A 25,234-nucleotide genomic window follows, 5' to 3' on the forward strand; every position below is an offset into this window, starting at 1 on the left:
GCGGGGCAGGGGGCAGTGACTTCGGCGCGCAGGCAACCCTTCATACCGTCATCCCCGCGAAGGCGGGGATGACGGTGACATGAGTTCTTCGCTCCCCTGACGCAGAGAGGGGGTGACCCTCACCCGGCCTTGCGCCGCACCTCCTCCAGGCCGCGCTTGACGTGGGCGATCTCCTCCTGGGACTGGTCGAGCTCCTCCTCGACGTCCTCCAGGCGTTCGTCGATGGCCTCCTCCTTCACCTTGGCGAACTCTTCCTTGACCTCCTGGAGTTTGTCCTCGGAGGCGTCCTCCAGGTTGATGAGGCCGTTGCGCGCCTCGTTGGTGACGCGGATCAGCTCGTCCAGCTTGATCTGGATGGCCTGGGTGTCGCGGTTCTGGGTGTTCTGGATGAGGAACACCATCAGGAAGGTGACGATGGTCGTGCCGGTGTTGATCACCAGCTGCCATGTGTCGGAGAAGTGGAACATCGGCCCGCTGACCGCCCACGCGATGATCACCAGCACGGCGACCATGAAGGTCGACACGCGGCCAGCCTGGCGCGAGGTCCACAGCGCGGCCTTGTTGAAGAACTCTTTCACCGGATCGTCTCCCTTCCCATACGTCCGAACGGAGGGGGAAACGTTTGGAGTCCTGCAAAAGGTCCTCAGCAGCGGCCGCTCAGCAGCTGTGCGCGGATCTCGGGGTTCAGCGCGCGCGGCCCCATCCAGATGTCGAGCAGCGCCTCGATCAGCGCCGGGCCGGGGTCGAGCGTCTGCATCACCGCGTTCAGCCGCACCGCCGAGCCGCGCCCGGGCCGGTACTCGATGGCCAGCACGTCGCCGCCCTTGAGGTTCTGGTACAGGCGGTCGAGGTCGGCGATCAGCGCCGGGGCCACCCGCCGCTCTTCGAACCGCGCGCGCCAGGAGCCGGGCATGCTGCCGGGCACGTTGCCGGGATAGGTGACGGTCAGTTCCACCATCTTGGGGATCGCGGGATCGAAGGCGACCGCCTCGCTGGCCGGGCGCCGCGGCAGGTAGAGGCGCAGGTCGTACACCGGGAACAGCAGGAACCGCCGCGCCGCGCAGCCGGCCAGCGCCAGCGGCGGCAAAGCCGCGGTGGGCAGCGCCGCGCTCTGCGGCTCGGCCGCTGGGGCGGGCGATGCCGAACACAGCGCGGACCCCAGCAGCAGCGCGCCCAGGGGCCACCGCATCGCCGGATACTCCCGAAATCGGACAGGGTGACCTGCCCAACAGTCTAGGCGGCGGCGCGGTTCCGCGCGGCGTATCATGCTACCGCGAGGGGAAATGGAGACCGTCGCCGCGGGGCGGAACCAGATCGCCTTTGCGGGGTTCCCCACTTGGCCCAGACACGAGGGTTCCTGCCATGCGCCCGGTGACCTTTCCCAGCTTTTCGCCCTGTGTCCTGACCGACGTGCTGCGCCCGCGCGCGCGGCGGCGGGAGGCGGAGGGGCTGGGCTACCTGTTCGAGCCGTTCGGCCCCAGCGCCACCCGCGTCCTGCCGGCGGTGGTGCTGCTGCCCGACCTCGACGGGCCGAAGCCGGGGCACGAGTTCGCCTACGCCGAACAGCTGGCGCGGCGCGGCTACGTGGCGATGGTGCTCGATCCCTTCGTGCGGCGCGGCTGCCGCACGCCGGACGCGGCGCGGCGGCTGGCGCGGGTCAGTGAGGCGGCGGTGCTCGCCGACGCCTTCGCCGCGCTGCGGCAGCTGGCCGGGCACCCGCGCGTCGATCCGGCGCGGGTGGCGGCGCTGGGCTTCGGCTACGGCGGTACGGCGGCGGTGATGGCGGCGTACCGGCAACTGCGCGACCTCTACGTGCTGGACGGGCTGCAGTTCGCCGCGCACGTCTCCTACTACGGCTGCCCGGCGCCGCGCTTCGACCGCAGCGAGACCACCGGCGCGCCGGTGCTGCTGCTGCTGGGCGAGGTGGACGAGGCGGTATCCATCCGCCGCTCGCGCGACATCGCCGCCGACCTGCGGCGCGGCGGCTCGCCGGTCAATGTCCGCGTCTATCCGGAGACCGCGCACGCCTGGGACGCCGAGGAGGGCGAGGCGCTGCGCCCCGACCTCGGGCTGGCGCAGCTCCGCCTGCGCGTCACCGAGGACCACCGGATGATCGCCCCCTGGTCCGGCATCGAGCTGCGCGGTCCGCTCAGCCGCCGCGTCGCGCTGTGGATGGCGCAGGCGCGGGCGCCGTACCTGGTGCAGAAGAACGCGCAGGCCAAGGCCTGGTCGGACGACGACTTGGCGCAGTTCCTCGCCCAGACCATCGGCGAGCCCGCCGCGCTGATCCGCGCCGGGACGGCGCCGACGAACATCGGATCGCGCACGTCGCGGGGTTAGGCGACGGCTGCCCCCTCCCTAACCCTCCCCCGCTTGCGCGGGAGAGGGGACTGCCGCCGCTCTGCCCCCTCTCCCGCGCAAGCGGGGGAGGGATGGGGAGGGGGCAAAAGCCCGTTACTCCTCCGCCGGCTTGGCGGAGCGCAGCGGCAGCTCCTCCAGGAACAGCGTCATCACCAGCGACACCAAGCCCAGCGCCGCGGCCAGCACGAACAGCGTCTCGAAGGCGCCGGCGAAGGCGTGCAGCGCGGCATCCCGCGCCGCCGGGGGCAGCGTGGCGAGCACCGAGGTGCCGTGCTCCAGCACGTCGCGCGGGTTCAGGTCGGGCAGGCCGGCGCCGCTCAGGCGCCGGGACACGTCCCAGGTCAGCACCGCGCCGAACAGCGCCACCCCGGCCGAGCCGCCCAGCGAGCGGAAGAAGCCCACCGACGCCGTCGCGGCCCCCAGGTCGCGGCGGTCCACCGCGTTCTGCACGGCCACCGTCATCACCGGCATCACCAGCCCCAGCCCGACGCCCAGCGGCACCAGCACCAGGGTCGACCACAGCGGGTTGCCGGCCACCGAGCCGACCAGCCCCAGCACCAGATACATCGCCACCGCCAGCCCAAGCCCGACGATAGGGAAGACCTTGTAGCGCCCGCTGCGCGCGATCAGCCGGCCGCCGCCGACGGCGCCGAAGGTCATGCCGAACACCAGCGGCAGCAGCAGCAGGCCCGACGCCGTGGCGCCGGTGCCGAGCACCAGCTGCAGGTGCAGCGGCAGGAAGACGATGCCGGCGAACAGCGTCATCGCCGAGACCGCGACCACCGGCGTCGCCACCGCGAACACCGGGATGCGGAACAGCGGCAGGGGCAGGATCGGCTCCGCCACCCGGCGCTCGTGCCAGACGAAGGCGGCCAGCAGGGCGACGCCGAGGGCCCCCAGGCCGAGCACCGCCGGCGACGTCCACGGCACCATGGTGCCGCCGCGCGAGACGACGAACAGCAGGCTGGTCACCGCGCCCATCAGCAGGATGGCGCCGAGGTAGTCGATCCGCGGCCGGGCGATGCCGGTCGGCAGGCGGCCGAGCGCGCGGTTGGTCATCACCAGCGCCGCCGCGCCGATCGGCAGGTTGATGAAGAAGATCCAGTGCCAGGACAGCTTCTCGGTGAACAGCCCGCCGAGCAGCGGCCCGGCGACGCTGGCCAGCGCGAAGACGCCGCCGATGTAGCCCTGGTAGCGCCCGCGCTCGCGCGGGGCGACCACGTCGCCGATGATGGTGAAGGCCAGCGCCATCAGCCCGCCGCCGCCCAGCCCCTGCAGGCCGCGGAAGACGATCAGCTGGGTCATGCTCTGCGCCAGCCCGCACAGCAGCGAGCCGGCCAGGAACAGCCAGATGGCGATCTGCAGGATGCGCTTGCGGCCGTACAGGTCGCTCAGCTTGCCGTAGATCGGCGTGGTCGCGGTGGAGGCCAGCATGTAGGCGGTGACCACCCAGGGCAGGTTCTCCAGGCTGCCGAGGTCGGCGCCCATGGTGGGCAGCGCGGTCGCCACCACGGTCTGGTCCATGGCGGCCATCAGCATGGCGAGCGCCACGCCGCTGAACACGCGCAGGATCTCGCGGTGGGTGAAGGCGACGCGGTCGGTGGTGGAATCGGGCATTGTTCGGATCTTGGGTGGCGGCGACGCACCAGACCATAGCGGCCGATCCGCGCGGTGCAAGCCTTGGTGCAAGGAAACCGTTTGCCTCCTTCCGTGCAAACCGGCTGCCCCCTCCCTAACCCTCCCCCGCCTTTGGCGGTGGAGGGAACTCCGCCGTTGCGTCGGCAGTCCCCTCTCCCGCGAAGCGGGGGAGGGATAGGGTGGGGGCAGACCGCCTGCGGGACTTCGCGCGTGGGCTTCGCGGGGCTACAGTGGCCGCCATGCTCACGGTCCGCAACCTCGCCACCCCCGTGCTGAAGCCTGCCAGCCTGTCGGTGGCGACCGGCGCGTGCGTCGCCGTGCAGGGGCCGTCCGGCGCCGGCAAGTCGGTGCTGCTGCGCGCCATCGCCGACCTGGACCCGAACACGGGGGAGGTCAGCCTCGGCGACCGCTCGCGCGAGGCGATGCCCGCCCCGGCGTGGCGGCGGCTGGTCGCCTACGTGGCGGCGGAGTCCGGCTGGTGGCTGGAGCGCGTCGGCGAGCACTTCGCCGATCCGGTGGCGGCGCTGCCGCTGGTCGCGGCGCTGGGGCTGCCGGCGCAAGCGCTGGAGTGGCCGGTGGCGCGGCTGTCCACCGGGGAGCGGCAACGGCTCGCCTTCGCCCGCACGCTGGCGCAGCGGCCGGCGGTGCTGCTGCTCGACGAGCCGACGGCGGCGCTGGACGAGGCGTCGGTGGACCGGGTGGAGACGCTGCTGCGGGCCGAGCTGGCGCGGGGCACGGCGATCCTGCTGGTGACGCACGCGACGGCGCAGGCGGAGCGGCTGGCGGACCGGACGCTGCGCATGGAGGGCGGATGCCTCTCATCCCGCTGAGCACTTGGGACCTCGCCATCGCCGGCCTGCTCCTGCTCGTCAACGGTGCCCTGTCGGTGGCGATGGCGCTGCGGCTGGAGCGGCCGCTGTTCCTCGCCGCGGTCCGCATGGTGGTGCAGCTCTCGCTGGTCGGGCTGGTGCTGAACCAGCTGTTCGCCCTGCGCTCGCCCTGGCTGACGCTGGGGATGGCGGCGGTCATGGTGGGGTTCGCCGGGCACGAGATCCTCGGCCGGCAGGACCGCAGGCTGTCCGGCGGCTGGACCTACGGGCTGGGCGCCGGCTCCATGGCCTTCGCGGCGTCGCTGGTCATGGTGCTGGCGCTGACCACCGCCATCCGGCCGGACCCCTGGTACGACCCGCGCTACGCCATCCCCATGCTGGGCATGGTGCTGGGCAATACCATGAGCGGCGTCAGCCTCGCGCTCAACACGCTGTCCAACGCCGCGGTGCGCGAGCGCGCGGCGATCGAGGCGCGTCTGGCGCTCGGCAGCACGCGGTGGGAGGCGTTGCGCACGCAGCAACGTCAGGCGTTGCGCACCGGCATGATGCCCATCATCAACGGCATGGCGGCGACCGGCGTGGTGTCGCTGCCGGGGATGATGACCGGCCAGATCCTCGGCGGCGTCGATCCCGGCGAGGCGGTCAAGTATCAGATTCTCATCATGTTCCTGATCGCCGGGGCGACCGGGCTGGGCGTGCTGCTCGCCACCTTCGGGGCGGTGCACCGGCTGACCGACGCGCGCGACCGGCTACGCCTGGACCGACTAAACGCCTACGACCGTTGACCGGAACCAAGGCGGCGCCAACTGGTTTCCCTGCCAGTGGCCGTAAGAGCCGCGGATGACCCGGAGGATTACGGATGGCGGACGTGCAGCCGGTGGAACGCCGGAAATCGCGCGAGTTGTGGGCGTTCCTGTTCCTGACCGTGGTGTTCTGGCCGCTGCTGGCCATCGCCGTGGTCGGCGGCTACGGTCTGGCCGTCTGGCTGTACCAGCTCGTCGCCGGCCCGCCGGGCGCGTGAGGCGGACATGGCCGATGGCGGCGGGTTCGATCCCGGACGGCGGCGCGTCCTGTTCGGGCGCAGGCGGGCGGAGCGCCCGGCCCTGCGCCCCCCCTGGGCCCGCGCGCACGATTTCACCGACCTGTGCACCCGCTGCGGCGCCTGCGAGGCGGCCTGCGCGGAGACGATCATCGTCGCCGGCGACGGCGGCTTCCCCACCGTGGACTTCCGGCGCGGCGAGTGCACCTTCTGCGGCGCCTGCGCCGACGCCTGCCCGCAGCCGATCTTCGACCGGACCGCGCGCGCCTGGGCCACGGCGCCGACGGTGGGGCGCGGCTGCCTGACGCGGGTCGGCGTGATCTGCCAGACCTGCCGGGACATCTGCCCGGAGACCGCCTTCTCCTTCGTGCTGATGCCGCACGCCGCACCCCGGCCGCTGCTCGACGCCGCGCGCTGCACGGGCTGCGGCGCGTGCGTCTCGGCCTGCCCGGGCGAGGCCGTCACCATGGAGGTCACCCATGGCGCGTGAACTGCACATCTCCAGCCTCGTCGTGCACGCCCGGCCGGAGGCGGCGGACGCGATCCGCCCCGCCATGGCCGGCCTGTCCGGCATCGAGATCCACGGCGAGGCCAACGGCAAGTTCGTCCTGACGCTCGAGACCGAGAGCGAGCAGACCATCGTCGATCACCTCAACACCATCAGCCTGCTGGACGGCGTCCTCGCCGCCACGCTGGTCTTCCATCACGTCGAAGAATTGACCGAGGCGGAGTGAGGCCCCAATGACGCTGACCCGACGCGACTACCTGAAAGCGCAGGCCGCCGCCACCGCGGCCGCGGCCGCCAACATCAGCCTGCCGGCGCAGGCCGCCCCGCCGGGCGTGGGGGGAGACCCCGGCATCAAATGGTCGAAGGCGCCGTGCCGCTTCTGCGGCACGGGCTGCGGCGTCATGGTCGGCGTCAAGGACAACCACGTCGTCGCCACCCACGGCGACATGCAGCACGAGACCAACCGCGGCCTCAACTGCGTCAAGGGCTACTTCCTGTCCAAGATCATGTACGGCGCCGACCGGCTGACGACGCCGCTGATGCGTATGCGCGACGGCCGGTATGACAAGAACGGCGAGTTCCGGCCGGTCACCTGGGACCAGGCCTTCGACGAGATGGCCCGGCAGTGGAAGAAGACGCTGAAGGAGAAGGGGCCGACGGCCGTGGGCATGTTCGGCTCCGGCCAGTGGACGATCTGGGAGGGCTACGCGGCGTCGAAGCTGATGCGCGCCGGCTTCCGCTCCAACAACCTGGACCCGAACGCCCGGCACTGCATGGCGTCGGCCGCGGTGACCTTCATCCGCACCTTCGGGTCGGACGAGCCGATGGGCTGCTACGACGACATGGAGCACACGGACATCTTCGTCCTCTGGGGCTCCAACATGGCGGAGATGCACCCGGTGCTGTGGACCCGCGTCACCGACCGGCGGCTGACCAACCCCAACTCCAAGATCTTCGTGCTGTCCACCTACGAGCACCGCTCGTCCGACCTCGCCGACGTGTCGCTGGTGTTCAAGCCGGGCACCGATCTGGCGATCCTCAACTACATCGCCAACTACATCGTCTCCAACGGGCTGGCGAAGAAGGAGTTCGTCGATAAGTTCGTCAACATCCGCCGCGCCAACACCGATATCGGCTACGGCCTGCGTCCCGACCACACGCTGGAGCAGCGCGCCCAGCACGCCAACGACGCGCAGGTCTCCAACCCGTCGAACTGGGACGAGTACGTCGCGTTCCTCAAGACCTACACGCTGGACTACACGGCCGAGCTGACCGGCGTGCCGAAGGAGCGGCTGGAGGCGCTGGCCAAGGCCTACGCCGACCCGAAGCTGAAGGTCGTGTCGTTCTGGACCATGGGCTTCAACCAGCACGTCCGCGGCGTGTGGGCCAACCACCTCGTCTACAACATCCATTTCCTGACCGGGAAGATCTCCGAGCCGGGCAACAGCCCGTTCTCGCTGACCGGCCAGCCGTCCGCCTGCGGCACCGCGCGCGAGGTCGGCACCTTCGCCCACCGCCTGCCGGCCGACATGCAGGTCACCAACGCCGAGCACCGCAAGGCGGCCGAGCGCATCTGGAAGCTGCCCGACGGGCTGCTGCCCGACAAGATCGGCTTCCACGCCGTGCAGCAGGACCGCATGCTGAAGGACGGCAAGCTGAACGCCTATTGGATCCAGGTGAACAACAACCTGCAGACGGCGCCCAACACCGCGCAGGAGACCTATCCCGGCTACCGCAACCCGGCGAACTTCGTGGTGGTCTCCGACGCCTACCCGACCATCACCGCCATGGCCGCCGACGTCATCCTGCCCGCCGCCATGTGGGTGGAGAAGGAGGGCGCCTACGGCAACGCCGAGCGGCGCACCCACTTCTGGCACCAGCTGGTGGACGCGCCGGGGCAGGCGCGCTCCGACCTGTGGCAGCTGATGGAGTTCTCCAAGCGCTTCACCACCGACGAGGTCTGGCCGGCCGAGATCCTCGACAAGAACCCGGAGTACAAGGGCAAGACCCTGTTCGACGTGCTGTACGCCAACAAGCAGGTGAACAAGTACCCGGTGACCGACCTTGAGGCCGGCTACAAGAGCGCGGAGTCCGAGGCTTTCGGCTTCTACGTCCAGAAGGGGCTGTTCGAGGAGTACGCGGAGTTCGGCCGCGGGCACGGCCACGATCTGGCGTACTTCGACGAGTACCACCGCACGCGCGGCCTGCAATGGCCGGTGGTGAACAACAAGGAGACCAAGTGGCGCTACCGCGAGGGCCTGGACCCGTACGTGAAGGCCGGCACCGGCTTCCACTTCTACGGCAACCCCGACGGCAAGGCGAACCTGGTCTTCGCCCCCTACGAGCCGCCGGCCGAGAGCCCGGACCAGGAGTTCGACCTGTGGCTGGTGACGGGGCGCGTGCTGGAGCACTGGCACTCCGGCTCCATGACCATGCGGGTGCCGGAGCTGTACAGGGCGTTCCCCGGCGCCGTGGTGTTCATGCACCCCGATGACGCGGCGGCGCGCAATCTGCGGCGCGGGGCGGAGGTGCGGGTGGTGTCGCGGCGCGGCGAGATCCGCTCGCGCATCGAGACGCGCGGGCGCAACCGCATGCCGCGCGGCGTGGTGTTCGTGCCGTTCTTCGACGCCAGCCAGCCGATCAACAAGGTCACGCTGGACGCCACCGACCCGATTTCCAAGCAGTCGGACTTCAAGAAGTGCGCGGTGAAGGTCGTGCCGTCGCAGGTGGCCGCCGCGGGGGAGGGGAAGCAATGAGACTGCGTCTGCTGATGGCGGCACTGGCCACCCTTTTTGCTTTTGGGGGGCCTGTCCTTGTGGGGGCCGCGATGGCGGCGGATTCGCCGCGTCTCGTCGGGCCGACCCCGTTCACCGAAACGCCGGCGGCGCCGGCGCTGCCGGCCGAGGTCACCGACGACCTGCGCAAGATGCGCAACTACCCGGAACAGCCGCCGGTGATCCCGCATTCGATCCGCGACTACCAGATCGACCTGAACTTCAACAAGTGCCTGAGCTGCCACAGCCGGCGCTACACCGAGCAGTCGCAGGCCCCGATGGTGTCGATCAGCCACTACCAGGACCGCGAGGGCAACATGCTGGGCGCGCTGGCGCCGCGGCGCTACAACTGCACCGCCTGCCACGTGCAGCAGACCAACGCGCCGCCGCTGGTGGAGAACCAGTTCCGCGACCTCGACGTCATGGCATCGCCGCCCGGCGGGGGGCGGTGAGCCATGGCGCTGCGGGATTCGGCGCTGGCCGCCTGGCGCACGCTGACGCGGCCGGCGGCCTACTTCAGCCTGGGCTTCCTGACGCTGGGGGGCTTCCTCGCCGGCGTGGCGTTCTGGGGCGGCTTCAACACCGCGCTGGAGGCCACCAACCGCGAGGCCTTCTGCGTCTCCTGCCACGAGATGCAAACGAACCCCTACGAGGAGCTGAAGCAGACCATCCACTTCACCAACCGCTCCGGCGTGCGGGCGACCTGCCCGGACTGCCATGTGCCGCACAACTGGACCGACAAGATCGCCCGCAAGATGCAGGCGTCCAAGGAGGTCTGGGGCCATCTGTTCGGGTCCATCGACACGCGCGAGAAGTTCGTCAACCTGCGCCGCACCCTGGCGGAGCATGAGTGGCACCGGCTGAAGGCGAACAACTCGCTGGAATGCCGCAACTGCCACAGCGCGGAATCGATGGACATCACCAAGCAGGGGGCGCGGGCGGCGCGGGCGCACGAGCAGTATCTGTTCACCGGGCAGATGACGTGCATAGACTGTCACAAGGGGATTGCCCACCGCCTGCCGGACATGACCGGCGTCGCCCAGTGGGACCCGCAGACCCAGCAGCCCACGCGAGGCCACTGATGTCCCACATCATCGAGATCCGCGGCAAATCGGTGTTCGCCAACGACGACGCCGACGACACCTACCTCCCGGTCGGCACCCACATCGACCGGCCCGACGGGCACTATGTGCGCTTCGGGATGGACGTGGAGGGGCCGTACTCGCGCGACGCGGCGGCCGAGAGGGTGGAGGCGCTCCGCAAGGCGCGGGAGGGGGAACTGGACGTGGAGGACGGGCACAAGCATGGGGCATAGCTGAGGTTTTGCCCCCTCCCTAACCCTCCCCCGCTGCGCGGTGGAGGGAACTTCGCCGCCGCGTCGGCAGCCCCCTCCACCGCGCAGCGGGGGAGGGATGGGGAGGGGGCAATTACGGCTTCCCGGAGCGTTCCCCCAGCACCAACAGGATCGTCTCCGCCACCCCCTGCGGGTTGACCAGGATCTCCGGGTTCCAGAACCGCAGCACCGTCCAGCCGTGCCGCTCCATATAGCGGTCGCGGCGGAGGTCGCGTTCAGAGTCGGCGTGCTGCCCGCCGTCCGCCTCGACGACGACCATCGCCTCGACGCAGGCGAAATCCGCGATATAGGGCGGGATCGGATGCTGCCGCCGGAAGTACCAGCCGCCGAGCTGCCGGCGGCGCAGGATGGACCACAGCCGGCGCTCCGCGTCGGTGGGGACGCGGCGCATCTCGCGGACCTTGTCCTTCGTATCGTCGGGGATGCGGGGCATGGCGGGCTCCGTGTGCCCCCTCCCTAACCCTCCCCCGCTGCGCGGTGGAGGGGACAAAGCGACGCATGTGCCCCTTTCACCCTCTCCCGCGAAGCGGGGGAGGGCCGGGGAGGGGGCAAACACCCCTACGCCGCGTTCGCCTTCCCCCGCGACAAGCTCGCCCGCACGGTGTCCTGCAAGGCCTGCGGCTGGATCGGCTTGTGCAGCAGGGCGCAGTGCGCGGCCGACGCCTCGCGCAGGCGGTCGGACGAGGTGTCGCCGGTCAGCAGGATCCCCGGCACGTCGCGGCCCAGGCGTCGGCGCACCGTGTCCATCAGGATCAGGCCGGTCTCGTTGTCGGGCAGGCGGTAGTCGGCCAGCACCAGCTCCGGCTCCAGGCCGCCGGCGACGTGCTCCAGCGCCTCGCCGACCGAGCCGGCGTCGACCACGGTGTAGCCCCAGCCCTCCAGCATCATCATCAGCGCCATGCGGATCACCGCGTCGTCCTCGACCAGCAGGACCAGCGCGTCGGTGCTGTGCGCCTCCTCCGGCTCGTCGTTGGCGGGCGCGCAGGAGCCGGGAGGCTGGCCGACCACCTGGGCCAGCGGCAGCACGATGGCGAAGCACGATCCTTTGCCGGGCGTCGAGCGCACCTCCAGGCTGCCGCCCAGCATCGCGGTCAGGCGCTTGGCGATGGACAGGCCCATGCCCAGCCCCTCGCGGCGGTCGCGGGCGGCGTTGCCGACCTGGTAGAAATCCTGGAAGATGCGGTCGATCTGGTTCTCGGCGATGCCGATGCCGGTGTCCCACACCTCGATGCGCAGCGCCTTGCGCCGCCGCCGCACGCCGAACAGCACGCGGCCCTCCTTGGTGTAGCGGATCGCGTTGGCCAGCAGGTTGCGCACCACCCGCTCCAGCAGGCCGCCGTCGGTCTCCAGGATCAGGCCGGAGCACACGGTCCGCAGGGTCAGCCCGGACGCCTGCGCCAGCGGCGCGAACTCGCCGTGCAGGCGGTCCATCAGCGGGCCGAGCTGGAAGGGCGCCGGGTCGGGCTTGATCAGCCCGGCCTCCAGCTTGGAGATGTCCAGCAGGCTGTCCAGCAGCGTCCCCAGCGAACCGACCGAGTCCTTGAGCTGTTCGGCGATGCGCCGCGCCGGCTCGTTCAGCTCCTCCTTCAGCAGCAGGCCGGAGAACAGCATCAGCGCCTGCACCGGCTGGCGCAGGTCGTGGCTGGCCGACGCCATGAAGCGTTCCTTGGCGTCGAGCGCGACGTTCAGCTCGCGCTCCATGGCCTTGATGACGGTGATGTCGGTGACGCTGGAGACCACCGCCTCGACCCGGCCGTCGGCGTCGCACACCGGGTGGCTGCTGACGCGCAGCCACGTCACGGGACCGCCGGGGGCGTGCGCGTCGGCGATGCCGATCACCTGCTCGATCACCGGCTCGCCGCTGCGGTAGGCCTGCGCCGCCGGCGGCAGCCCCTGCAGCCGGTAGCCGTTGGCGGCGATATAGCGGTGCCCGTCGGTGAGATCCTCGAAGGTCCCGGCGCGCGGGTCGAGCAGGGGGGCCGACGGCCCGGCCAGCAGCCGCTCCGCCATGCCGTTGGCGACCAGCACGGCGCCGTCGGCGCTGCGCATCACCAGCCCCTCATGCAGCGACTGCACCAGCGTGCGGTGGCGCTGTTCGGACAGGCGCAGCGCGCTCTCGGCGGCGACCTGGGCGGTGACGTCGCGCATGGCCATCACGGCGCCGGTGATGCGGCGCTGCTCGACGATGGGCGACACCGTGAACTCGGCGACGAAGCGGCTGCCGTCGCGGCGGCGCAGGCGCTGGCGCGCCGCACGCCGCACCGCGCCGTCCACCAGCGAGCGGGCGATGGCCTCGACGCCGTCGGAACCCTCCTCGGCGAACAGGTCGGCGACGCGGCTGCCGTGCAGCTCCGACTCCGAGAAGCCGGTGACCGCCAGCGCCGCGGCGTTGGCGTAGGTGACGACGCCCTTGCCGTCGATGCCCAGGATGCCGTCGGCCACGGCGTGCAGGATGTGCTGGTAGGCGGCGCGGGCGCTTTCCGCCTCCTCGCGCGCGGCCTGCAACTCGCGGACCCAGGCGTTGCGCTCGCTGACGTCGGTGACGCAGAGCAGCACGTCGCCCTTGTCGCCGTCCTCCAGCGCCACGAGATGCGCGTCGGTCAGCCCCTCGATGCCGCCGCGGGCGCCGAGGAACAGGTACTCCTGCCGCTCCCACGTCCCGCCGTCGCGCAGGCGCGTCAGCGCGGTGAGCAGCCGGCCGTGGTCGACCCGGTCGACCAGCAGCGTCAGCGGCCGGCCGCGCAGCGCCCGGTGCGGCAGGCCGAACTGCCGCTCGGCGGCGGCGTTGGCCTCGCCGACGATGCCGGCGGCGTTCACCGTGAAGCAGGCCAGCGGCACCGACTGGAACAGCTGGAGGTATTCCTGCCGCGAGACCTCCAGCGCTTGCTGGGCGGTGCGCAGCTCCTCGTTCTGGATCTCCAGCTCGGCCTGGTGCACGTACAGCTCGTGCACGATGGCCTTGACGTCGATGGGGGCGGCGTCGATGGGCAGGCGGGCGGCGTCGCCGACGCCCTCGATGATCTGCTCGGCGCGGCGGCGCAGGCGGTCGGTGCGCTCGTCGCTCACGGCGTCGTCTCCGCCGTCTGGGCGGTGCTGATGTCGATTTCCATGCGCTTGCGGTTGGAGATGTCGACGTGGCTGACCACCGCGCCGGCCCAGCCGCCGCTCTCGCGCATGCGCACGGCCGACATCAGGAACCAGCGTTCGCGGTCGGGGGCGCGGCAGGGGTATTCGAGGCTGAACTGCTCCTGCATGCCCGCCAGGACGTCGCGCAATCCCTGGCGCATCGCCGCGGCGGCAGCCTCGTCGGCGACGGCGGGCGGGCGGATGCAGGCGGTGACGTAATCGTCGCCGGGGCCGGGGGCGGGCTCCGCGCGGTCGCCGATCTCCAGCGTGAAGCGGCGCCAGGCGCGGTTGACCAGCGTGATGCGGCCGTCGGGGTCGAGCACCGCGACATGCTCCGGCAGGTTGTCGATGACGGTCTGCAGGCGCTGCTCGGCGTCCTTGGCGGCGGTGACGTCGACGAAGGTGATGACGACGCCGGCCATGACGTTCTTCTCCGTCAGGTAGGGCAGGATCCGCGACTGGATCCAGCGGCCGTCGGGCACGCGGACGTGGCGTTCCAGCGCCGTGTGGCGCTCGCACACGGCGCGGATGTCGCCCAGGAAGTTCGGGTAGTCGATGTTGGTCGACAGGTGCGCGATGGACCGCCCGACGTCGCGCGGGATGATGTTGATGAAGGACGCCGCGGCCGGGGTGAAGCGGCGGATCACCAGCTCCGCGTCGAGGAACACCACGCCGATCTCGGTCGAGCGCAGCACGTTGTCGAGGTCGTTGGTGACCTCGGTCAGCTCCTCCACCTTGGCCTGGTACTCGGCGTTGACCGAGTAGAGCTCCTCGTTGACGGACTGCAGCTCCTCGTTGGTGCTCTGCAGCTCCTCGTTGGAGGCGAGCAGCTCCTCGTTGGTGGCCTGGAGTTCCTCATTGGCGGTCTCCAGCTCCTCGATGGTGGCCTGGAGGTTCTCGCCGCGCGACATCAGCTCCTGTTCCAGGCCGCGGATGCGCTCGGCGGTGTCGGCGGTGAGGTCGAAGGCGGCCTCCTCGGGCGCCGGCAGGGCGGGGCGCGCCGGCTCCAGCAGCACCATCGCGTAGCGTCGCGACGTCTTGCGCGAGGAGAAGGGCTTGACCCGCAGGCTCACCGCCTCCAGCCCCGGCCGGTCCTTCACCGGGATGTTGGCGAGCGAGAACTCCTCGGCCGAGCGGAAGGCGCGCGCCAGCGCCGTGCCGGCCACCATGGCGACGGCGGAGGGCAGCAGCTTCAGCACGTTCAGCGTCGCCTCGCCGGGCGGCACGCGCAGCAGCGTCCCCGGATCGCCGAAGACGTGCAGGATGTTCATCTGCTCGTTCACCAGCAGGCACGGCGGCACGTAGGTGCGCAGCAGCGAGGCGATGGCCTCGTCGATGGCCGCCGTCTCCTCGGTCACGGGCGTGGGCAGGTCGTCGTGGCGGGCGGCGGCCGGCTGGCTCGGCACCATCAGCCGCGAAAGCCGGTAGGAACCGGCGCGCAGCGACTGGAAGATCTTGTTGCGGCTGTCGCTGGTGTGGAACTCCGGCTGCAGGTCGCCCAGCGTCTCCGACGTGCCGAGGAACAGGAATCCCCCCTGGCGCAGCGCGTACTGGAACAGGCTCAGCACCTTCCGCTGCAAGGGCTGGTCCATGTAGATCAGCAGGTTGCGGCAGCTGATCAGGTCCATCTTGGTGAAGGGCGGATCGCGCATGATGTTGTGCACGGCGAACACCACCACCCGGCGCAGGTCGCGCGCCACGCAGTACTTGTCGCCGTGCGGCACGAAGAAGCGGGCCAGCCGCTCCGGCGAGACGTCCTCGGCGATGGCGCCGGGGTACTCGCCGGCGCTGGCGAACTCGATGGAATCCTGGTCGATGTCGGTGGCGAAGATCTTGATGTCCACCGGGCGGCCCAGGCGGTCCATCGCCTCCATGAACAGCATGCCGATGGAGTACGCCTCCTCGCCGGTGGCGCAGCCGCAAACCCACACGCGGATCTGGTCGTTCGGCGCCCGCTTGGCCAGCAGCGGCATCACCACCTTCTCCTCCAGCGCGGCGAAGGCGGATTCGTCGCGGAAGAAGCGGGTGACGCCGATCAGCATCTCCTTGTACAGGCTGACCGCCTCCGCGTTGTTGCGGCGGAGCAGGGCCGCGTAGTCCTCCAGCTGGTCGAGGCCGGCGGCGTGCATGCGCCGCTCGATCCGGCGCAGCAGGGTGGCCAGCTTGTAGTGCGAGAAGTCGACGCCGGTGACGGCGCGGATGCAGGCGACGATCTGCGCCAGCGGGTCGCGCTCGCCGTCGCGCGGGCGGGCGGCGGGCAGCTTCGGCGTGCGGGCGAGCGCCTTTTTGGAATGCTCCAGCAGGCGGTCCGGCAGCTCCTCCGGCGGAGCGACGGCGTCGAGCGGACCGGCGGCCAGCGCGCTGCGCGGCATGCCGTCGAACTGCGCCGACTCCGGGTCCTGCACGGCGGTGAAGCCGCCCGCCGCCTTGATCGCCAGCAGGCCGCGCGTGCCGTCCGATCCGGTGCCCGACAGCACCACGCCGAGCGCCAGCGGCCCGAGGTCCTGCGCCAGCGCGGTGAAGAAGATGTCGATGGGCAGGCTGATGCCGCCGACCGCGTCCTTGGCGGTGAGGCGGAGGCGGCGGTCCTCGATGGACAGGTGCTTGCCGGGGGGCAGCAGGTAGACGGTGTTGCGCTCCACCGGCATTTCGTCGGCAGCCTGCACCACCTCCATGCTGGTGTGCTTGGCCAACAGGTCGACCATCAGGCTCTTGTGCACCGGCGACAGGTGCTGGACCACCACGTAGGCGAGGTCGCTGTTCGCCGGCACGCTGTCGAAGAAGCGCTGCAGCGCCTCCAGCCCGCCGGCCGAGGCGCCGATGCCGACGATGCAGCACGGCCGCTCGGTCGCGTCCGCGTCGATCCTGGAGGTGGTGTCGGAGTGGTTCGTATTCTCGGAAGGGATGTCCTGCACGCTGCCCGCTTGCGGCTGTTCGTCGTGTTCCTGCATTTGACTGGCCACCGTAACGCTCCGATTGGCCGCCTTACTCCCGTGCAGAAAAGCACAAGCGGCAGAAAAGTGAAATTACCCTGAACGGCCGCTCTTTCCGGCGTGCCGTATATACGAGTCGTTATTTACGGTCAATGCTCACCGGAACGGCCTGACCGAACGGTCAGTACTCTACGACTATGATATGGTTTCGACTGCTCCCCTTCGACATCTTGTCCTTATCGCCTAAGAAAAAGGTCGTATACAGCCGCCGGGTGATGCTGGACGGGTGGCAGGGTGGCCGGCATGATGCCGGCGACGGACATGGTGGGGGTATGGGGATGGCGTCGGTGCACGCGCTGCTGCTCGGCTGGTACGTGGTGCCGGTGGCGCTGGCGATGGGGTGGGACGCGGTGTCCTACCGCATCCCCAACTGGACGGTGCTGCTGCTGCTCGCCGGGTTTCCGGTGGCCGGACTGCTGGTGCCGGGCGGCGTTCCCTGGCTGTGGCATCTCGCGGCGGCGGCGATCGTCTTCGCGGCGGGTCTGGGACTGTTCGCCTTGCGCCTCGCCGGCGGCGGCGACATCAAGCTGCTGACCGCCGTGGCCCTGTGGGCGGGGTGGGAGCACCTGGCGGAGCTGGTGATCCTGATGGGCGTGCTGGGCGGCGTGGTGGTCGTGCTGCTGCTGCTGGCGCGGCGGGGGTTGCCGCTGCTGCTGGCCTCGATCCCCGGCGACCGGATCCTGCTGCTGCCGCGCGTGCTGCGCGCCGGGGAGCCGGTGCCCTACGGGCTGGCCATCGGCCTCGCGGCGCTTATGCTGGCACCGGAGTTGGGGGTGCTGGGTGGGTAGGCCGCCCCGCAGAACCCTCCCCCGCCGGAGGCAGGGGAGGGGCGCGACGGTTTAAGAAACGCCCTCCGGCGCACCTCTGCGCGTGAACAGGTACGGCACGAAGCTGCGGTGGTGCTCGTCCACCGACAGGCCGCGCCCGATCGGTGGGAAGGCGCGTTGCTGGCAGTCGATGCGTTCGCAGATGCGGCAGTTGACGCCGATGGGCACCGCCGCCTTCACGTCGGTGATGTCGATGCCGGCGGCGTACACCAGTTCGTTGGCGTAGCTCGCCTCGCAGCCGAGGCCGACGGCGAACTGCCGTGACGGGCGCAGGTAGGCGCCGCCGCGCTTGGTCACCGTGCGGGCGATGCCGATGTAGGTGGTGTGGTCCGGCATCTCGGCGAACTGCACCAGGATCTTGCCGGGCTGGCCGAACGCCTCGTGCACGTTCCACAGCGGGCAGGCGCCGCCGAACCGGGCGAAGTGGAAGCGCGTCGCCGAATGCCGCTTGGTGATGTTGCCGGCCATATCGACCCGCACGAAGTAGAACGGCACGCCGCGCGCGCCCGGCCGCTGCAGCGTCGACAGCCGGTGGCAGACCTGCTCGAAGCTGGCGCCGAAGCGGCTCTGCAGCTGCTCCACGTCGTGGCGGAGCGCCCGCGCCTGGTGCAGGAAGGCGCGGTACGGCATCACCAGCGCGCCGGCGAAGTAGTTGGCCAGGCCCACGCGGCAGATCGACCGCGCGTCCTCGCTGGAGAAGTTCGCCTGCCCGATGATCTCCTCGATGATGTCGCGGAAGCCGAGCAGCGCGATCTGGTGCGCCATGTGGAAGGCGCGGCTCGGCCCGTTCAGCAGCGCCGACAGGCGCAGCGTGCCGGTCGCCTCGTCGTAGGAGCGCATGGCGGTCTCGCCGACCTCGTCGGCGACGATCTTCACCCGCACGTCGTGCCGGCGCTTCAGGTACGCGGCCAGTTCGTTGAGCAGCGCGCCGGCGTGGATCCTCTCGCTGTCCCACAGCTTCTCCGCTGCCTCGTCCAGCGGGCCGACGTAGTTGTTGCAGTAGTGGAAGTAGTCGCGCACCTCCTCGTACGGGAACTGCGCGCGCGTCAGGTCGCTGCCGCCCTCCTGGGCGTCCAGGTTGTCGGCGAGGCCCTGCACCCGCTCGGTCAGCTTCTGGTAGGCCTGATGCAGCCCCAGCACCCGCCGCGCCAGCTCCGGCGAGGCGCCGACGACGCCGCGCAGCTCGGCTGCGGCCAGCGGCTCGCCGCCGAACAGCGGATCGGCCAGGGCCTCGCGCAGGTCGGCGACGAGCCGCGCCTCCTCGTCCTCGATGAAGCTGCTCAGCTCCACCTCGAACACGGCGCTGACCTTCAGCAGCACCGGCAGGGTCAGGGGGCGCTGGTTGTTCTCCAGCTGGTTCAGGTAGCTGGGCGACAGGTCGAGCGCCTTCGCCAGGGCCGCCTGCGTCATGCCGCGCTGCTCGCGCAGACGGCGCAGCTTGTATCCGAGGTAGAGCTTCTTTTGCATGCCGTCGCCGCCGTCAGAACACCAGCCCTTCACCGTCATTCCCGCGCAGGCGGGGATCCAGTGCGAGCGTCCGCGAGCCACATGGCTCATGTCGCCCCTGCCGGGGCTCTTCCTGGATCCCCACTTTCGCGGGGATGACGGCTGGAGAAGAGCGCGCAGAGTCGAAGAGCATGTGGCTTCGCAACCTTCGCAAGCCATTCTCTGCGGTCGCGAAGTTTTTTGCAAGTTCGCACTATTTCGCCCCTGCCTAAGTTTCGGGCGGATTGCAGCGTTGCGAACTTTGTGAATAATCGCCCCAACTCAGACTGGGACACCCAAGGTGTCCGGCTTCGTTCAAGTGGGAAACGCCGAATGCAGGAAATCCTGGCCAGGTTGGAAGCCATGCGCGCCGGAGCGCGCCAGGGCGGTGGCGAGAAGCGCATCGCGTCGCAGCACGCCAAGGGCAAGCTCACCGCCCGCGAGCGCATCGAGCTGCTGGTCGATGAGGGCTCGTTCGAGGAGTTCGACATGTTCGTCGAACACCGCTGCACCGACTTCGGCATGGAAGGCCAGAAGGTGCCGGGCGACGGCGTGGTCATCGGCCACGGCACCGTCAACGGCCGGCTGATCTTCATCTTCAGCCAGGACTTCACCGTGTTCGGCGGCTCGCTGTCCGAGGCGCACGCCGAGAAGATCTGCAAGATCATGGACATGGCCATGAAGGCCGGGGCTCCGGTGATCGGCCTGAACGATTCCGGCGGTGCCCGCATCCAGGAGGGCGTGGCCTCGCTCGGCGGCTACGCCGAGGTGTTCCAGCGCAACGTGCTGGCCTCGGGCGTCATCCCGCAGATCTCCATGATCATGGGCCCGTGCGCGGGCGGCGCGGTGTACTCGCCGGCCATGACGGACTTCATCTTCATGGTGAAGGACTCGTCCTACATGTTCGTGACCGGCCCGGACGTGGTGAAGACCGTCACCCACGAGGTCGTCACCGCCGAGGAGCTGGGCGGCGCCGTCACCCACTCCTCCAAGTCGGGCGTGTCCGACCACGCCTTCGAGAACGACGTCGAGGCGATCCTGCAGCTGCGCCGCTTCATCGACTTCCTGCCGGCCAACAACCGCGAGAAGGCGCCGGAGCGCCCCTGCACCGACGCCATCGAGCGCGAGGAGTTCTCGCTCGACACGCTGATCCCGGAGAACCCGAACAAGCCCTACGACATGAAGGAGCTGATCCTGAAGGTCGTGGACGAGGGCGACTTCTTCGAGATCCAGCCCGACTTCGCCAAGAACATCATCATCGGCTTCGGCCGCATGAACGGTTCGACCGTCGGCTTCGTCGCCAACCAGCCGATGGTGCTGGCCGGCTGCCTGGACATCGACAGCTCGAAGAAGGCCGCGCGCTTCGTGCGCTTCTGCGACGCCTTCAACATTCCGATCGTCACCTTCGTGGACGTCCCCGGCTTCATGCCCGGCACCGCGCAGGAGTACGGCGGCATCATCAAGCACGGCGCCAAGCTGCTGTTCGCCTACGCCGAGTGCACGGTTCCCAAGGTCACCGTGATCACCCGCAAGGCCTACGGCGGCGCGTACGACGTGATGTCGTCGAAGCACCTGCGCGGCGACGTCAACTACGCCTGGCCGTCGGCGGAGATCGCGGTGATGGGCCCGAAGGGCGCGGTGGAGATCATCTTCCGCTCCGACCTCGGCGACCCGGCCGCCATCGAGGCGCGCACCGAGGAGTACCGGCAGAAGTTCGCCAACCCGTTCGTCGCGGCCTCGCGCGGCTACATCGACGACGTCATCCGCCCGCACGGCACCCGTCGGCGGCTGTGCCACGCGCTCTCCATGCTGCGCAACAAGCAGCTGGAGAATCCGTGGCGCAAGCATGACAACATCCCGCTCTGACGTGAGGTAGGCGCAATGTTTTCCAAGATTCTCATCGCCAACCGTGGCGAGATCGCCTGCCGCGTCATCAAGACCTGCCGCCGCTTAGGGATCAAGACGGTCGCGGTCTATTCGGATGCGGACAAGAACGCGCTGCACGTCGAGATGGCCGACGAGGCCGTGCACATCGGCCCGCCGCCGTCGGCGCAGAGCTACCTGCTGATCGACCGCATCGTCGATGCCTGCAAGAAGACCGGCGCCCAGGCCGTGCACCCCGGCTACGGCTTCCTGTCGGAGAAGCGCGAGTTCCAGGAGGCGCTGGCCAAGGCCGGCATCGCCTTCATCGGCCCGGACGCGCACGCCATCCAGGCGATGGGCGACAAGATCGAGTCGAAGAAGCTGGCCAAGGAAGCCGGCGTGTCGACCGTGCCCGGCTACCTCGGCGTCATCGAGACCGACACCGACGCGGTCGCCATCGCCCGCGACATCGGCTATCCGGTGATGATCAAGGCCTCGGCCGGCGGCGGCGGCAAGGGCATGCGCGTGGCCTGGAACGACGACGAGGCCCGCGAGGGCTACCAGTCGGCCAAGAACGAGGCGCGCTCCTCCTTCGCCGACGACCGCGTCTTCGTCGAGAAGTACATCCAGCAGCCGCGCCACATCGAGATCCAGGTGCTGGCCGACGGCCAGGGCACCGCGCTGTACCTGGGCGAGCGCGAGTGCTCGATCCAGCGCCGCCACCAGAAAGTCATCGAGGAGGCGCCGTCGCCGTTCCTCGACGAAGCCACCCGCAAGGCGATGGGCGAGCAGGCCGTCGCCCTGGCCAACGCCGTGCAGTACAAGTCGGCCGGCACCGTCGAGTTCATCGTCGATGCCGAGCGCAACTTCTACTTCCTGGAGATGAACACCCGCCTGCAGGTGGAGCACCCGGTCACCGAGCTGATCACCGGCCTCGACCTCGTCGAGCAGATGATCCGCGTCGCCGCCGGCGAGAAGCTGACCATCAAGCAGGACGACGTGAAGCTGAACGGCTGGGCGCTGGAGGCCCGCGTCTACGCCGAGGATCCGTTCCGCAACTTCCTGCCCTCGACCGGCCGCCTGACCCATTACCAGCCGCCGGCCGAGAACCCGAGCGTGCGCGTCGATACCGGCGTGTACGAGGGCGGCGAGATCTCGATGTACTACGATCCCATGATCGCCAAGCTGTGCACGTGGGCTCCGACGCGCAACGAGGCCATCGCCCGCATGCGCGAGGCGCTGGACCAGTATTACATCCGCGGCGTCAGCCACAACATCCCGTTCCTGGCCTCGCTGATGGCGAGCCAGCGCTTCGTGGACGGCCGGCTGACCACCAACTTCATCGCCGAGGAATACCCGAACGGCTTCCACGCCGCCGACCTGCCGCCGGAGGATCCGGCGATCCTGATCTCGGTCGCCGCGGTGATCCACCGCTGCCTGAACGACCGCGACATCCTGATCAGCGGCAAGATGCCCGGCAACAAGACCAAGGTGCGCAGCGACTGGGTGGTGGTGCTGGACGGCGCCCAGCACCCGGTGCACGTCGATCCGGTGGCCGGCGACGCTGCCGTCTCCTACGGCGTGGACATCGCGGGCGCGCACCACGCGGTGCGCAGCGACTGGCAGATCGGCCAGCCGCTGTTCCGCGGCACGGTGAACGGCGCGCACGTCTGCGTGCAGGTCGACCGGGTGGGCGTCGGCTACCGGCTGTTCCACTCCGGTGCCCAGGCCAACGTCAAGGTGCTGACCCCGACCGCGGCGGCGCTGGACAAGCTGATGCCGGAGAAGCTGCCGCCGGACATGTCGAAGTTCCTGCTCTCGCCGATGCCGGGCCTGCTGGTCTCACTGGCGGTGAGCGAGGGCCAGGAGGTCAAGGCCGGCGAGGTGCTGGCCGTCGTCGAGGCGATGAAGATGGAGAACATCCTTCGGGCCGCGCAGGACGGCACGGTGTCCAAGCTGCACGCCACGCCGGGCACCAGCCTGGCCGTGGACCAGAAGATCATCGAGTTCGCATAACCCTTCAAAGCCCCTCTCCCTTGACGGGAGAGGGGCTGGAGTGCCTTTTCGGTCGGCCTGAACGTTTCAATACCGTCATCCCCGCGAAAGCGGGGATCCAGAGAGTCCCGCAAGGCGCTGCTCCGGCAAGGTATTCTGGATCCCCGCTTTCGCGGGGATGACGGTTGAGAATGGTTCAGGTTTTCCGGGAAGCTGCGGTTAAGGTGGGGGTAAAGTCCCCGCAAGGAATTCTTGGAGGCATTGCATGTCCGACTTTCCGAAGAAGACCATGGCCGATTGGGAGGCCCTCGCCGCCAAGGACATCGGCGCCGGCGGCACTCTCGCGGACCTGACCTGGCACACGCCGGAAGGCCTGGACGTCAAGCCGCTCTACACCGCGGCCGACCTGGAAGGCCTGGAGACCGACAGCCTGCCGGGCTTCGCGCCGTTCACCCGCGGCCCGCGCGCCACCATGTACGCGCACCGGCCCTGGACCATCCGCCAGTACGCCGGCTTCTCGACGGCCGAGGAGTCCAACGCCTTCTACCGCGCCAACCTGAAGGCCGGGCAGATGGGCCTGTCGGTGGCGTTCGACCTCGCCACGCACCGCGGCTACGACAGCGATCACCCGCGCGTCGTCGGCGACGTCGGCAAGGCCGGCGTGGCGATCGACAGCGTCGAGGATATGAAGATCCTCTTCGACGGCATCCCGCTCGACAAGATGTCCGTCTCGATGACCATGAACGGCGCCGTGCTGCCGATCCTGGCCGGCTACATCGTCGCCGCCGAGGAGCAGGGGGTGAGCCAGGACAAGCTGTCCGGCACCATCCAGAACGACATCCTCAAGGAGTTCATGGTCCGCAACACCTACATCTATCCGCCCGAGCCCTCGATGCGGATCATCGCGGACATCATCGAGTACACGGCGCTCAACATGCCGAAGTTCAACTCGATCTCGATCTCCGGCTACCACATGCAGGAGGCCGGCGCGACCGCGGTGCAGGAGTTGGCCTTCACCATCGCCGACGGCCTGGAATACGTGCGCGCCGCCATGTCCAAGGGCCTGCCCGTGGACAAGTTCGCGCCGCGCCTGTCGTTCTTCTTCTCGATCGGCATGAACTTCTTCATGGAGATCGCCAAGCTGCGCGCCGCGCGCCTGCTGTGGGCGCGGCTGATGCAGGAGAAGTTCCAGCCGAAGGACGCCCGCTCGCTGGCGCTGCGCACGCACTGCCAGACCTCCGGCGTGTCGCTGACCGAGCAGGACCCCTACAACAACGTCATCCGCACCGCCATCGAGGCGCTGGCCGCCGTGCTCGGCGGCACGCAGTCGCTGCACACCAACGCCTTCGACGAGGCGCTTGGCCTGCCGACCAAGTTCTCGGCCCGCATCGCCCGCAACACCCAGCTGATCATCGCCGAGGAGACCGGCGTCACCAACGTGGTCGATCCGCTGGGCGGCTCCTACTACATCGAGAACCTGACGCACAGCCTCGCCGACGCGGCGCTCGACCTGATCAACAAGGTCGAGGAGATGGGCGGCATGACCAAGGCCGTCGAGTCCGGCATGCCCAAGCTGCTGATCGAGGAGGCCGCCGCCCGCCGCCAGGCCCGCATCGACCGCGGCGAGGAGGTGATCGTCGGCGTCAACAAGTACCGTCCGGAGAACCCGGAGGGCGTGGACGTCCTCGACATCGACAACACCGCGGTGCGCGAGGCGCAGATCGCCCGCCTCCAGAGGGTCCGCACCACCCGCGACGAGGCCGCCTGCCGCGCCGCCCTCGACGCGCTGACCCAGGCCGCATCCGAGAAGTCGGGCAACCTGCTCGACCTCGCCGTCAAGGCCACCCGCGCCCGCGCCACGGTGGGCGAGATCTCCGACGCGCTGGAGACGGTGTTCACCCGCCACGTCGCGCACATCCGCTCGGTGTCCGGCGTCTACGGCGCGGCTTACGAGGGCGACGCCGGCTTCAAGGCGATCCAGGACGACATCGACGCCTTCTCCGCCGAGGAAGGCCGCCGCCCCCGCATCCTGGTCGTCAAGATGGGTCAGGACGGCCACGACCGCGGCGCCAAGGTGATCGCCACGTCCTTCGCCGACATCGGCTTCGACGTGGACATCGGGCCGCTGTTCCAGACCCCGGAGGAGGCCGCCCGCCAGGCCATCGAGAACGACGTGCACGTCATCGGCGTCTCGTCGCAGGCCGCCGGCCACAAGACGCTGGTGCCGCAGCTGATCGAGGAACTGCGCAAGCAGGGTGCGGGCGACATCCTGGTGGTGTGCGGCGGCGTCATCCCGCCGCAGGACTACGACTACCTCTACAAGTCCGGCGTGTCGGCCATCTACGGGCCGGGCACCAACATCCCGAAGGCCGCCGCCGAGATCATCGGCATCCTGCGCAAGCAGAAGCTGGCTGCGTGATCAAGTGCGAGGGGCACCGCCC

At 69.7% G+C, this 25,234-nt stretch carries 21 protein-coding genes; 14 read left to right on the top strand and 7 right to left on the bottom strand.

What is annotated here, in order from left to right:
• Window positions 1-119: 119 nt before the first annotated feature.
• Both ACRWK7_RS24730 and ACRWK7_RS24735 read right to left on the bottom strand, forming a co-directional pair.
• The gene (locus tag ACRWK7_RS24730; RefSeq protein WP_431858988.1) at window positions 120-578 is read right to left on the bottom strand and encodes a low affinity iron permease family protein; all 459 of its coding nucleotides are present in this window, start codon (window positions 576-578) and stop codon (window positions 120-122) included.
• 65 nt (window positions 579-643) lie between these two features.
• Complete coding sequence (locus ACRWK7_RS24735) at window positions 644-1,189, bottom strand: chalcone isomerase family protein (RefSeq protein WP_431858989.1); 546 nt, start codon at window positions 1,187-1,189, stop codon at window positions 644-646.
• A 173-nt stretch (window positions 1,190-1,362) separates the two neighbouring features.
• Here ACRWK7_RS24735 and ACRWK7_RS24740 point away from each other — a divergent pair, with 173 nt between their 5' ends.
• Window positions 1,363-2,340 carry a dienelactone hydrolase family protein gene (locus ACRWK7_RS24740; RefSeq protein WP_431858990.1) on the top strand — a complete coding sequence of 326 codons (978 nt, stop codon included), beginning with the start codon at window positions 1,363-1,365 and terminating at the stop codon, window positions 2,338-2,340.
• 114 nt (window positions 2,341-2,454) lie between these two features.
• On the opposite strand, the gene ACRWK7_RS24745 is transcribed toward ACRWK7_RS24740, so the two are convergent.
• Complete coding sequence (locus tag ACRWK7_RS24745; protein ID WP_431858991.1) at window positions 2,455-3,978, bottom strand: MDR family MFS transporter; 1,524 nt, start codon at window positions 3,976-3,978, stop codon at window positions 2,455-2,457.
• 260 nt (window positions 3,979-4,238) lie between these two features.
• Here ACRWK7_RS24745 and ACRWK7_RS24750 point away from each other — a divergent pair, with 260 nt between their 5' ends.
• The 9 genes from ACRWK7_RS24750 to ACRWK7_RS24790 all read left to right on the top strand — a co-directional run bounded on the left by ACRWK7_RS24750 (window position 4,239) and on the right by ACRWK7_RS24790 (window position 10,465).
• Window positions 4,239-4,829 (top strand): ABC transporter ATP-binding protein, encoded by a 591-nt coding sequence (locus tag ACRWK7_RS24750; protein ID WP_431858992.1) that lies wholly within the window; start codon window positions 4,239-4,241, stop codon window positions 4,827-4,829.
• Window positions 4,811-5,614, top strand: a complete 804-nt coding sequence (locus ACRWK7_RS24755) for an ABC transporter permease (RefSeq protein ID WP_431858993.1) — start codon at window positions 4,811-4,813, stop codon at window positions 5,612-5,614. The genes ACRWK7_RS24750 and ACRWK7_RS24755 overlap by 19 nt, the downstream gene beginning before the upstream one ends.
• Window positions 5,615-5,688: 74 nt before the next feature.
• Entirely contained in the window at window positions 5,689-5,850 is a 162-nt protein-coding gene (napE, locus tag ACRWK7_RS24760) for a periplasmic nitrate reductase, NapE protein (protein WP_431858994.1), read from the top strand.
• A gap of 7 nt (window positions 5,851-5,857) precedes the next feature.
• Complete coding sequence (gene napF, locus ACRWK7_RS24765; RefSeq protein WP_431858995.1) at window positions 5,858-6,358, top strand: ferredoxin-type protein NapF; 501 nt, start codon at window positions 5,858-5,860, stop codon at window positions 6,356-6,358.
• The gene (locus ACRWK7_RS24770; protein ID WP_431858996.1) at window positions 6,348-6,602 is read left to right on the top strand and encodes a chaperone NapD; all 255 of its coding nucleotides are present in this window, start codon (window positions 6,348-6,350) and stop codon (window positions 6,600-6,602) included. Before napF ends, ACRWK7_RS24770 begins: the two co-directional genes overlap by 11 nt.
• A gap of 7 nt (window positions 6,603-6,609) precedes the next feature.
• Window positions 6,610-9,132: a periplasmic nitrate reductase subunit alpha gene (napA, locus tag ACRWK7_RS24775; RefSeq protein WP_431858997.1), complete on the top strand. Its 2,523-nt coding sequence runs from the start codon at window positions 6,610-6,612 to the stop codon at window positions 9,130-9,132.
• Between the two features lie 71 nt (window positions 9,133-9,203).
• Complete coding sequence (locus ACRWK7_RS24780; protein WP_431858998.1) at window positions 9,204-9,602, top strand: nitrate reductase cytochrome c-type subunit; 399 nt, start codon at window positions 9,204-9,206, stop codon at window positions 9,600-9,602.
• A 3-nt stretch (window positions 9,603-9,605) separates the two neighbouring features.
• Window positions 9,606-10,232 (top strand): NapC/NirT family cytochrome c, encoded by a 627-nt coding sequence (locus ACRWK7_RS24785; RefSeq protein ID WP_431858999.1) that lies wholly within the window; start codon window positions 9,606-9,608, stop codon window positions 10,230-10,232.
• Window positions 10,232-10,465, top strand: a complete 234-nt coding sequence (locus ACRWK7_RS24790) for a hypothetical protein (RefSeq protein ID WP_431859000.1) — start codon at window positions 10,232-10,234, stop codon at window positions 10,463-10,465. Before ACRWK7_RS24785 ends, ACRWK7_RS24790 begins: the two co-directional genes overlap by 1 nt.
• Before the next feature lie 112 nt (window positions 10,466-10,577).
• Here ACRWK7_RS24790 and ACRWK7_RS24795 read toward each other — a convergent pair whose 3' ends face one another.
• The 3 genes from ACRWK7_RS24795 to ACRWK7_RS24805 all read right to left on the bottom strand — a co-directional run bounded on the left by ACRWK7_RS24795 (window position 10,578) and on the right by ACRWK7_RS24805 (window position 16,581).
• Window positions 10,578-10,937 (bottom strand): endonuclease domain-containing protein, encoded by a 360-nt coding sequence (locus ACRWK7_RS24795; RefSeq protein ID WP_431859001.1) that lies wholly within the window; start codon window positions 10,935-10,937, stop codon window positions 10,578-10,580.
• Between the two features lie 125 nt (window positions 10,938-11,062).
• Window positions 11,063-13,570 carry a PAS domain-containing hybrid sensor histidine kinase/response regulator gene (locus ACRWK7_RS24800; RefSeq protein WP_431859002.1) on the bottom strand — a complete coding sequence of 836 codons (2,508 nt, stop codon included), beginning with the start codon at window positions 13,568-13,570 and terminating at the stop codon, window positions 11,063-11,065.
• Entirely contained in the window at window positions 13,567-16,581 is a 3,015-nt protein-coding gene (locus tag ACRWK7_RS24805) for a chemotaxis protein CheB (RefSeq protein WP_431859003.1), read from the bottom strand. Before ACRWK7_RS24805 ends, ACRWK7_RS24800 begins: the two co-directional genes overlap by 4 nt.
• Window positions 16,582-16,901: 320 nt before the next feature.
• On the opposite strand from ACRWK7_RS24805, the gene ACRWK7_RS24810 reads away from it, so the two are divergent.
• The gene (locus ACRWK7_RS24810; RefSeq protein WP_431859004.1) at window positions 16,902-17,411 is read left to right on the top strand and encodes an A24 family peptidase; all 510 of its coding nucleotides are present in this window, start codon (window positions 16,902-16,904) and stop codon (window positions 17,409-17,411) included.
• A gap of 51 nt (window positions 17,412-17,462) precedes the next feature.
• On the opposite strand, the gene ACRWK7_RS24815 is transcribed toward ACRWK7_RS24810, so the two are convergent.
• Window positions 17,463-18,917 (bottom strand): helix-turn-helix domain-containing protein, encoded by a 1,455-nt coding sequence (locus ACRWK7_RS24815; protein ID WP_431859115.1) that lies wholly within the window; start codon window positions 18,915-18,917, stop codon window positions 17,463-17,465.
• Window positions 18,918-19,268: 351 nt separating this feature from the next.
• Here ACRWK7_RS24815 and ACRWK7_RS24820 point away from each other — a divergent pair, with 351 nt between their 5' ends.
• The 3 genes from ACRWK7_RS24820 to scpA all read left to right on the top strand — a co-directional run bounded on the left by ACRWK7_RS24820 (window position 19,269) and on the right by scpA (window position 25,212).
• Window positions 19,269-20,801, top strand: a complete 1,533-nt coding sequence (locus ACRWK7_RS24820; RefSeq protein WP_431859005.1) for an acyl-CoA carboxylase subunit beta — start codon at window positions 19,269-19,271, stop codon at window positions 20,799-20,801.
• A 15-nt stretch (window positions 20,802-20,816) separates the two neighbouring features.
• A complete protein-coding gene (gene accC / locus ACRWK7_RS24825) occupies window positions 20,817-22,814 on the top strand; it encodes an acetyl-CoA carboxylase biotin carboxylase subunit (RefSeq protein WP_431859006.1) in 1,998 nt (665 codons plus the stop codon).
• A 244-nt stretch (window positions 22,815-23,058) separates the two neighbouring features.
• Complete coding sequence (gene scpA / locus ACRWK7_RS24830; RefSeq protein ID WP_431859007.1) at window positions 23,059-25,212, top strand: methylmalonyl-CoA mutase; 2,154 nt, start codon at window positions 23,059-23,061, stop codon at window positions 25,210-25,212.
• The last annotated feature ends 22 nt before the right edge of the window (window positions 25,213-25,234 follow it).

Source organism: Azospirillum sp. (genome assembly GCF_050789165.1).

Excerpts from the sequence above, each read along its gene's own strand:
- ACRWK7_RS24735 (WP_431858989.1), bottom strand. The coding sequence starts at position 1,189 with ATGCGGTGGCCCCTGGGCGCGCTGCTGCTGGGGTCCGCGCTGTGTTCG.
- ACRWK7_RS24740 (WP_431858990.1), top strand. The coding sequence starts at position 1,363 with ATGCGCCCGGTGACCTTTCCCAGCTTTTCGCCCTGTGTCCTGACCGAC.
- ACRWK7_RS24745 (WP_431858991.1), bottom strand. The coding sequence starts at position 3,978 with ATGCCCGATTCCACCACCGACCGCGTCGCCTTCACCCACCGCGAGATC.
- ACRWK7_RS24750 (WP_431858992.1), top strand. The coding sequence starts at position 4,239 with ATGCTCACGGTCCGCAACCTCGCCACCCCCGTGCTGAAGCCTGCCAGC.
- ACRWK7_RS24755 (WP_431858993.1), top strand. The coding sequence starts at position 4,811 with ATGCCTCTCATCCCGCTGAGCACTTGGGACCTCGCCATCGCCGGCCTG.
- napE (WP_431858994.1), top strand. The coding sequence starts at position 5,689 with ATGGCGGACGTGCAGCCGGTGGAACGCCGGAAATCGCGCGAGTTGTGG.
- napF (WP_431858995.1), top strand. The coding sequence starts at position 5,858 with ATGGCCGATGGCGGCGGGTTCGATCCCGGACGGCGGCGCGTCCTGTTC.
- ACRWK7_RS24770 (WP_431858996.1), top strand. The coding sequence starts at position 6,348 with ATGGCGCGTGAACTGCACATCTCCAGCCTCGTCGTGCACGCCCGGCCG.
- napA (WP_431858997.1), top strand. The coding sequence starts at position 6,610 with ATGACGCTGACCCGACGCGACTACCTGAAAGCGCAGGCCGCCGCCACC.
- ACRWK7_RS24780 (WP_431858998.1), top strand. The coding sequence starts at position 9,204 with ATGGCGGCGGATTCGCCGCGTCTCGTCGGGCCGACCCCGTTCACCGAA.
- ACRWK7_RS24785 (WP_431858999.1), top strand. The coding sequence starts at position 9,606 with ATGGCGCTGCGGGATTCGGCGCTGGCCGCCTGGCGCACGCTGACGCGG.
- ACRWK7_RS24790 (WP_431859000.1), top strand. The coding sequence starts at position 10,232 with ATGTCCCACATCATCGAGATCCGCGGCAAATCGGTGTTCGCCAACGAC.
- ACRWK7_RS24795 (WP_431859001.1), bottom strand. The coding sequence starts at position 10,937 with ATGCCCCGCATCCCCGACGATACGAAGGACAAGGTCCGCGAGATGCGC.
- ACRWK7_RS24805 (WP_431859003.1), bottom strand. The coding sequence starts at position 16,581 with ATGCAGGAACACGACGAACAGCCGCAAGCGGGCAGCGTGCAGGACATC.
- ACRWK7_RS24810 (WP_431859004.1), top strand. The coding sequence starts at position 16,902 with ATGGCGTCGGTGCACGCGCTGCTGCTCGGCTGGTACGTGGTGCCGGTG.
- ACRWK7_RS24815 (WP_431859115.1), bottom strand. The coding sequence starts at position 18,917 with ATGCAAAAGAAGCTCTACCTCGGATACAAGCTGCGCCGTCTGCGCGAG.
- ACRWK7_RS24820 (WP_431859005.1), top strand. The coding sequence starts at position 19,269 with ATGCAGGAAATCCTGGCCAGGTTGGAAGCCATGCGCGCCGGAGCGCGC.
- accC (WP_431859006.1), top strand. The coding sequence starts at position 20,817 with ATGTTTTCCAAGATTCTCATCGCCAACCGTGGCGAGATCGCCTGCCGC.
- scpA (WP_431859007.1), top strand. The coding sequence starts at position 23,059 with ATGTCCGACTTTCCGAAGAAGACCATGGCCGATTGGGAGGCCCTCGCC.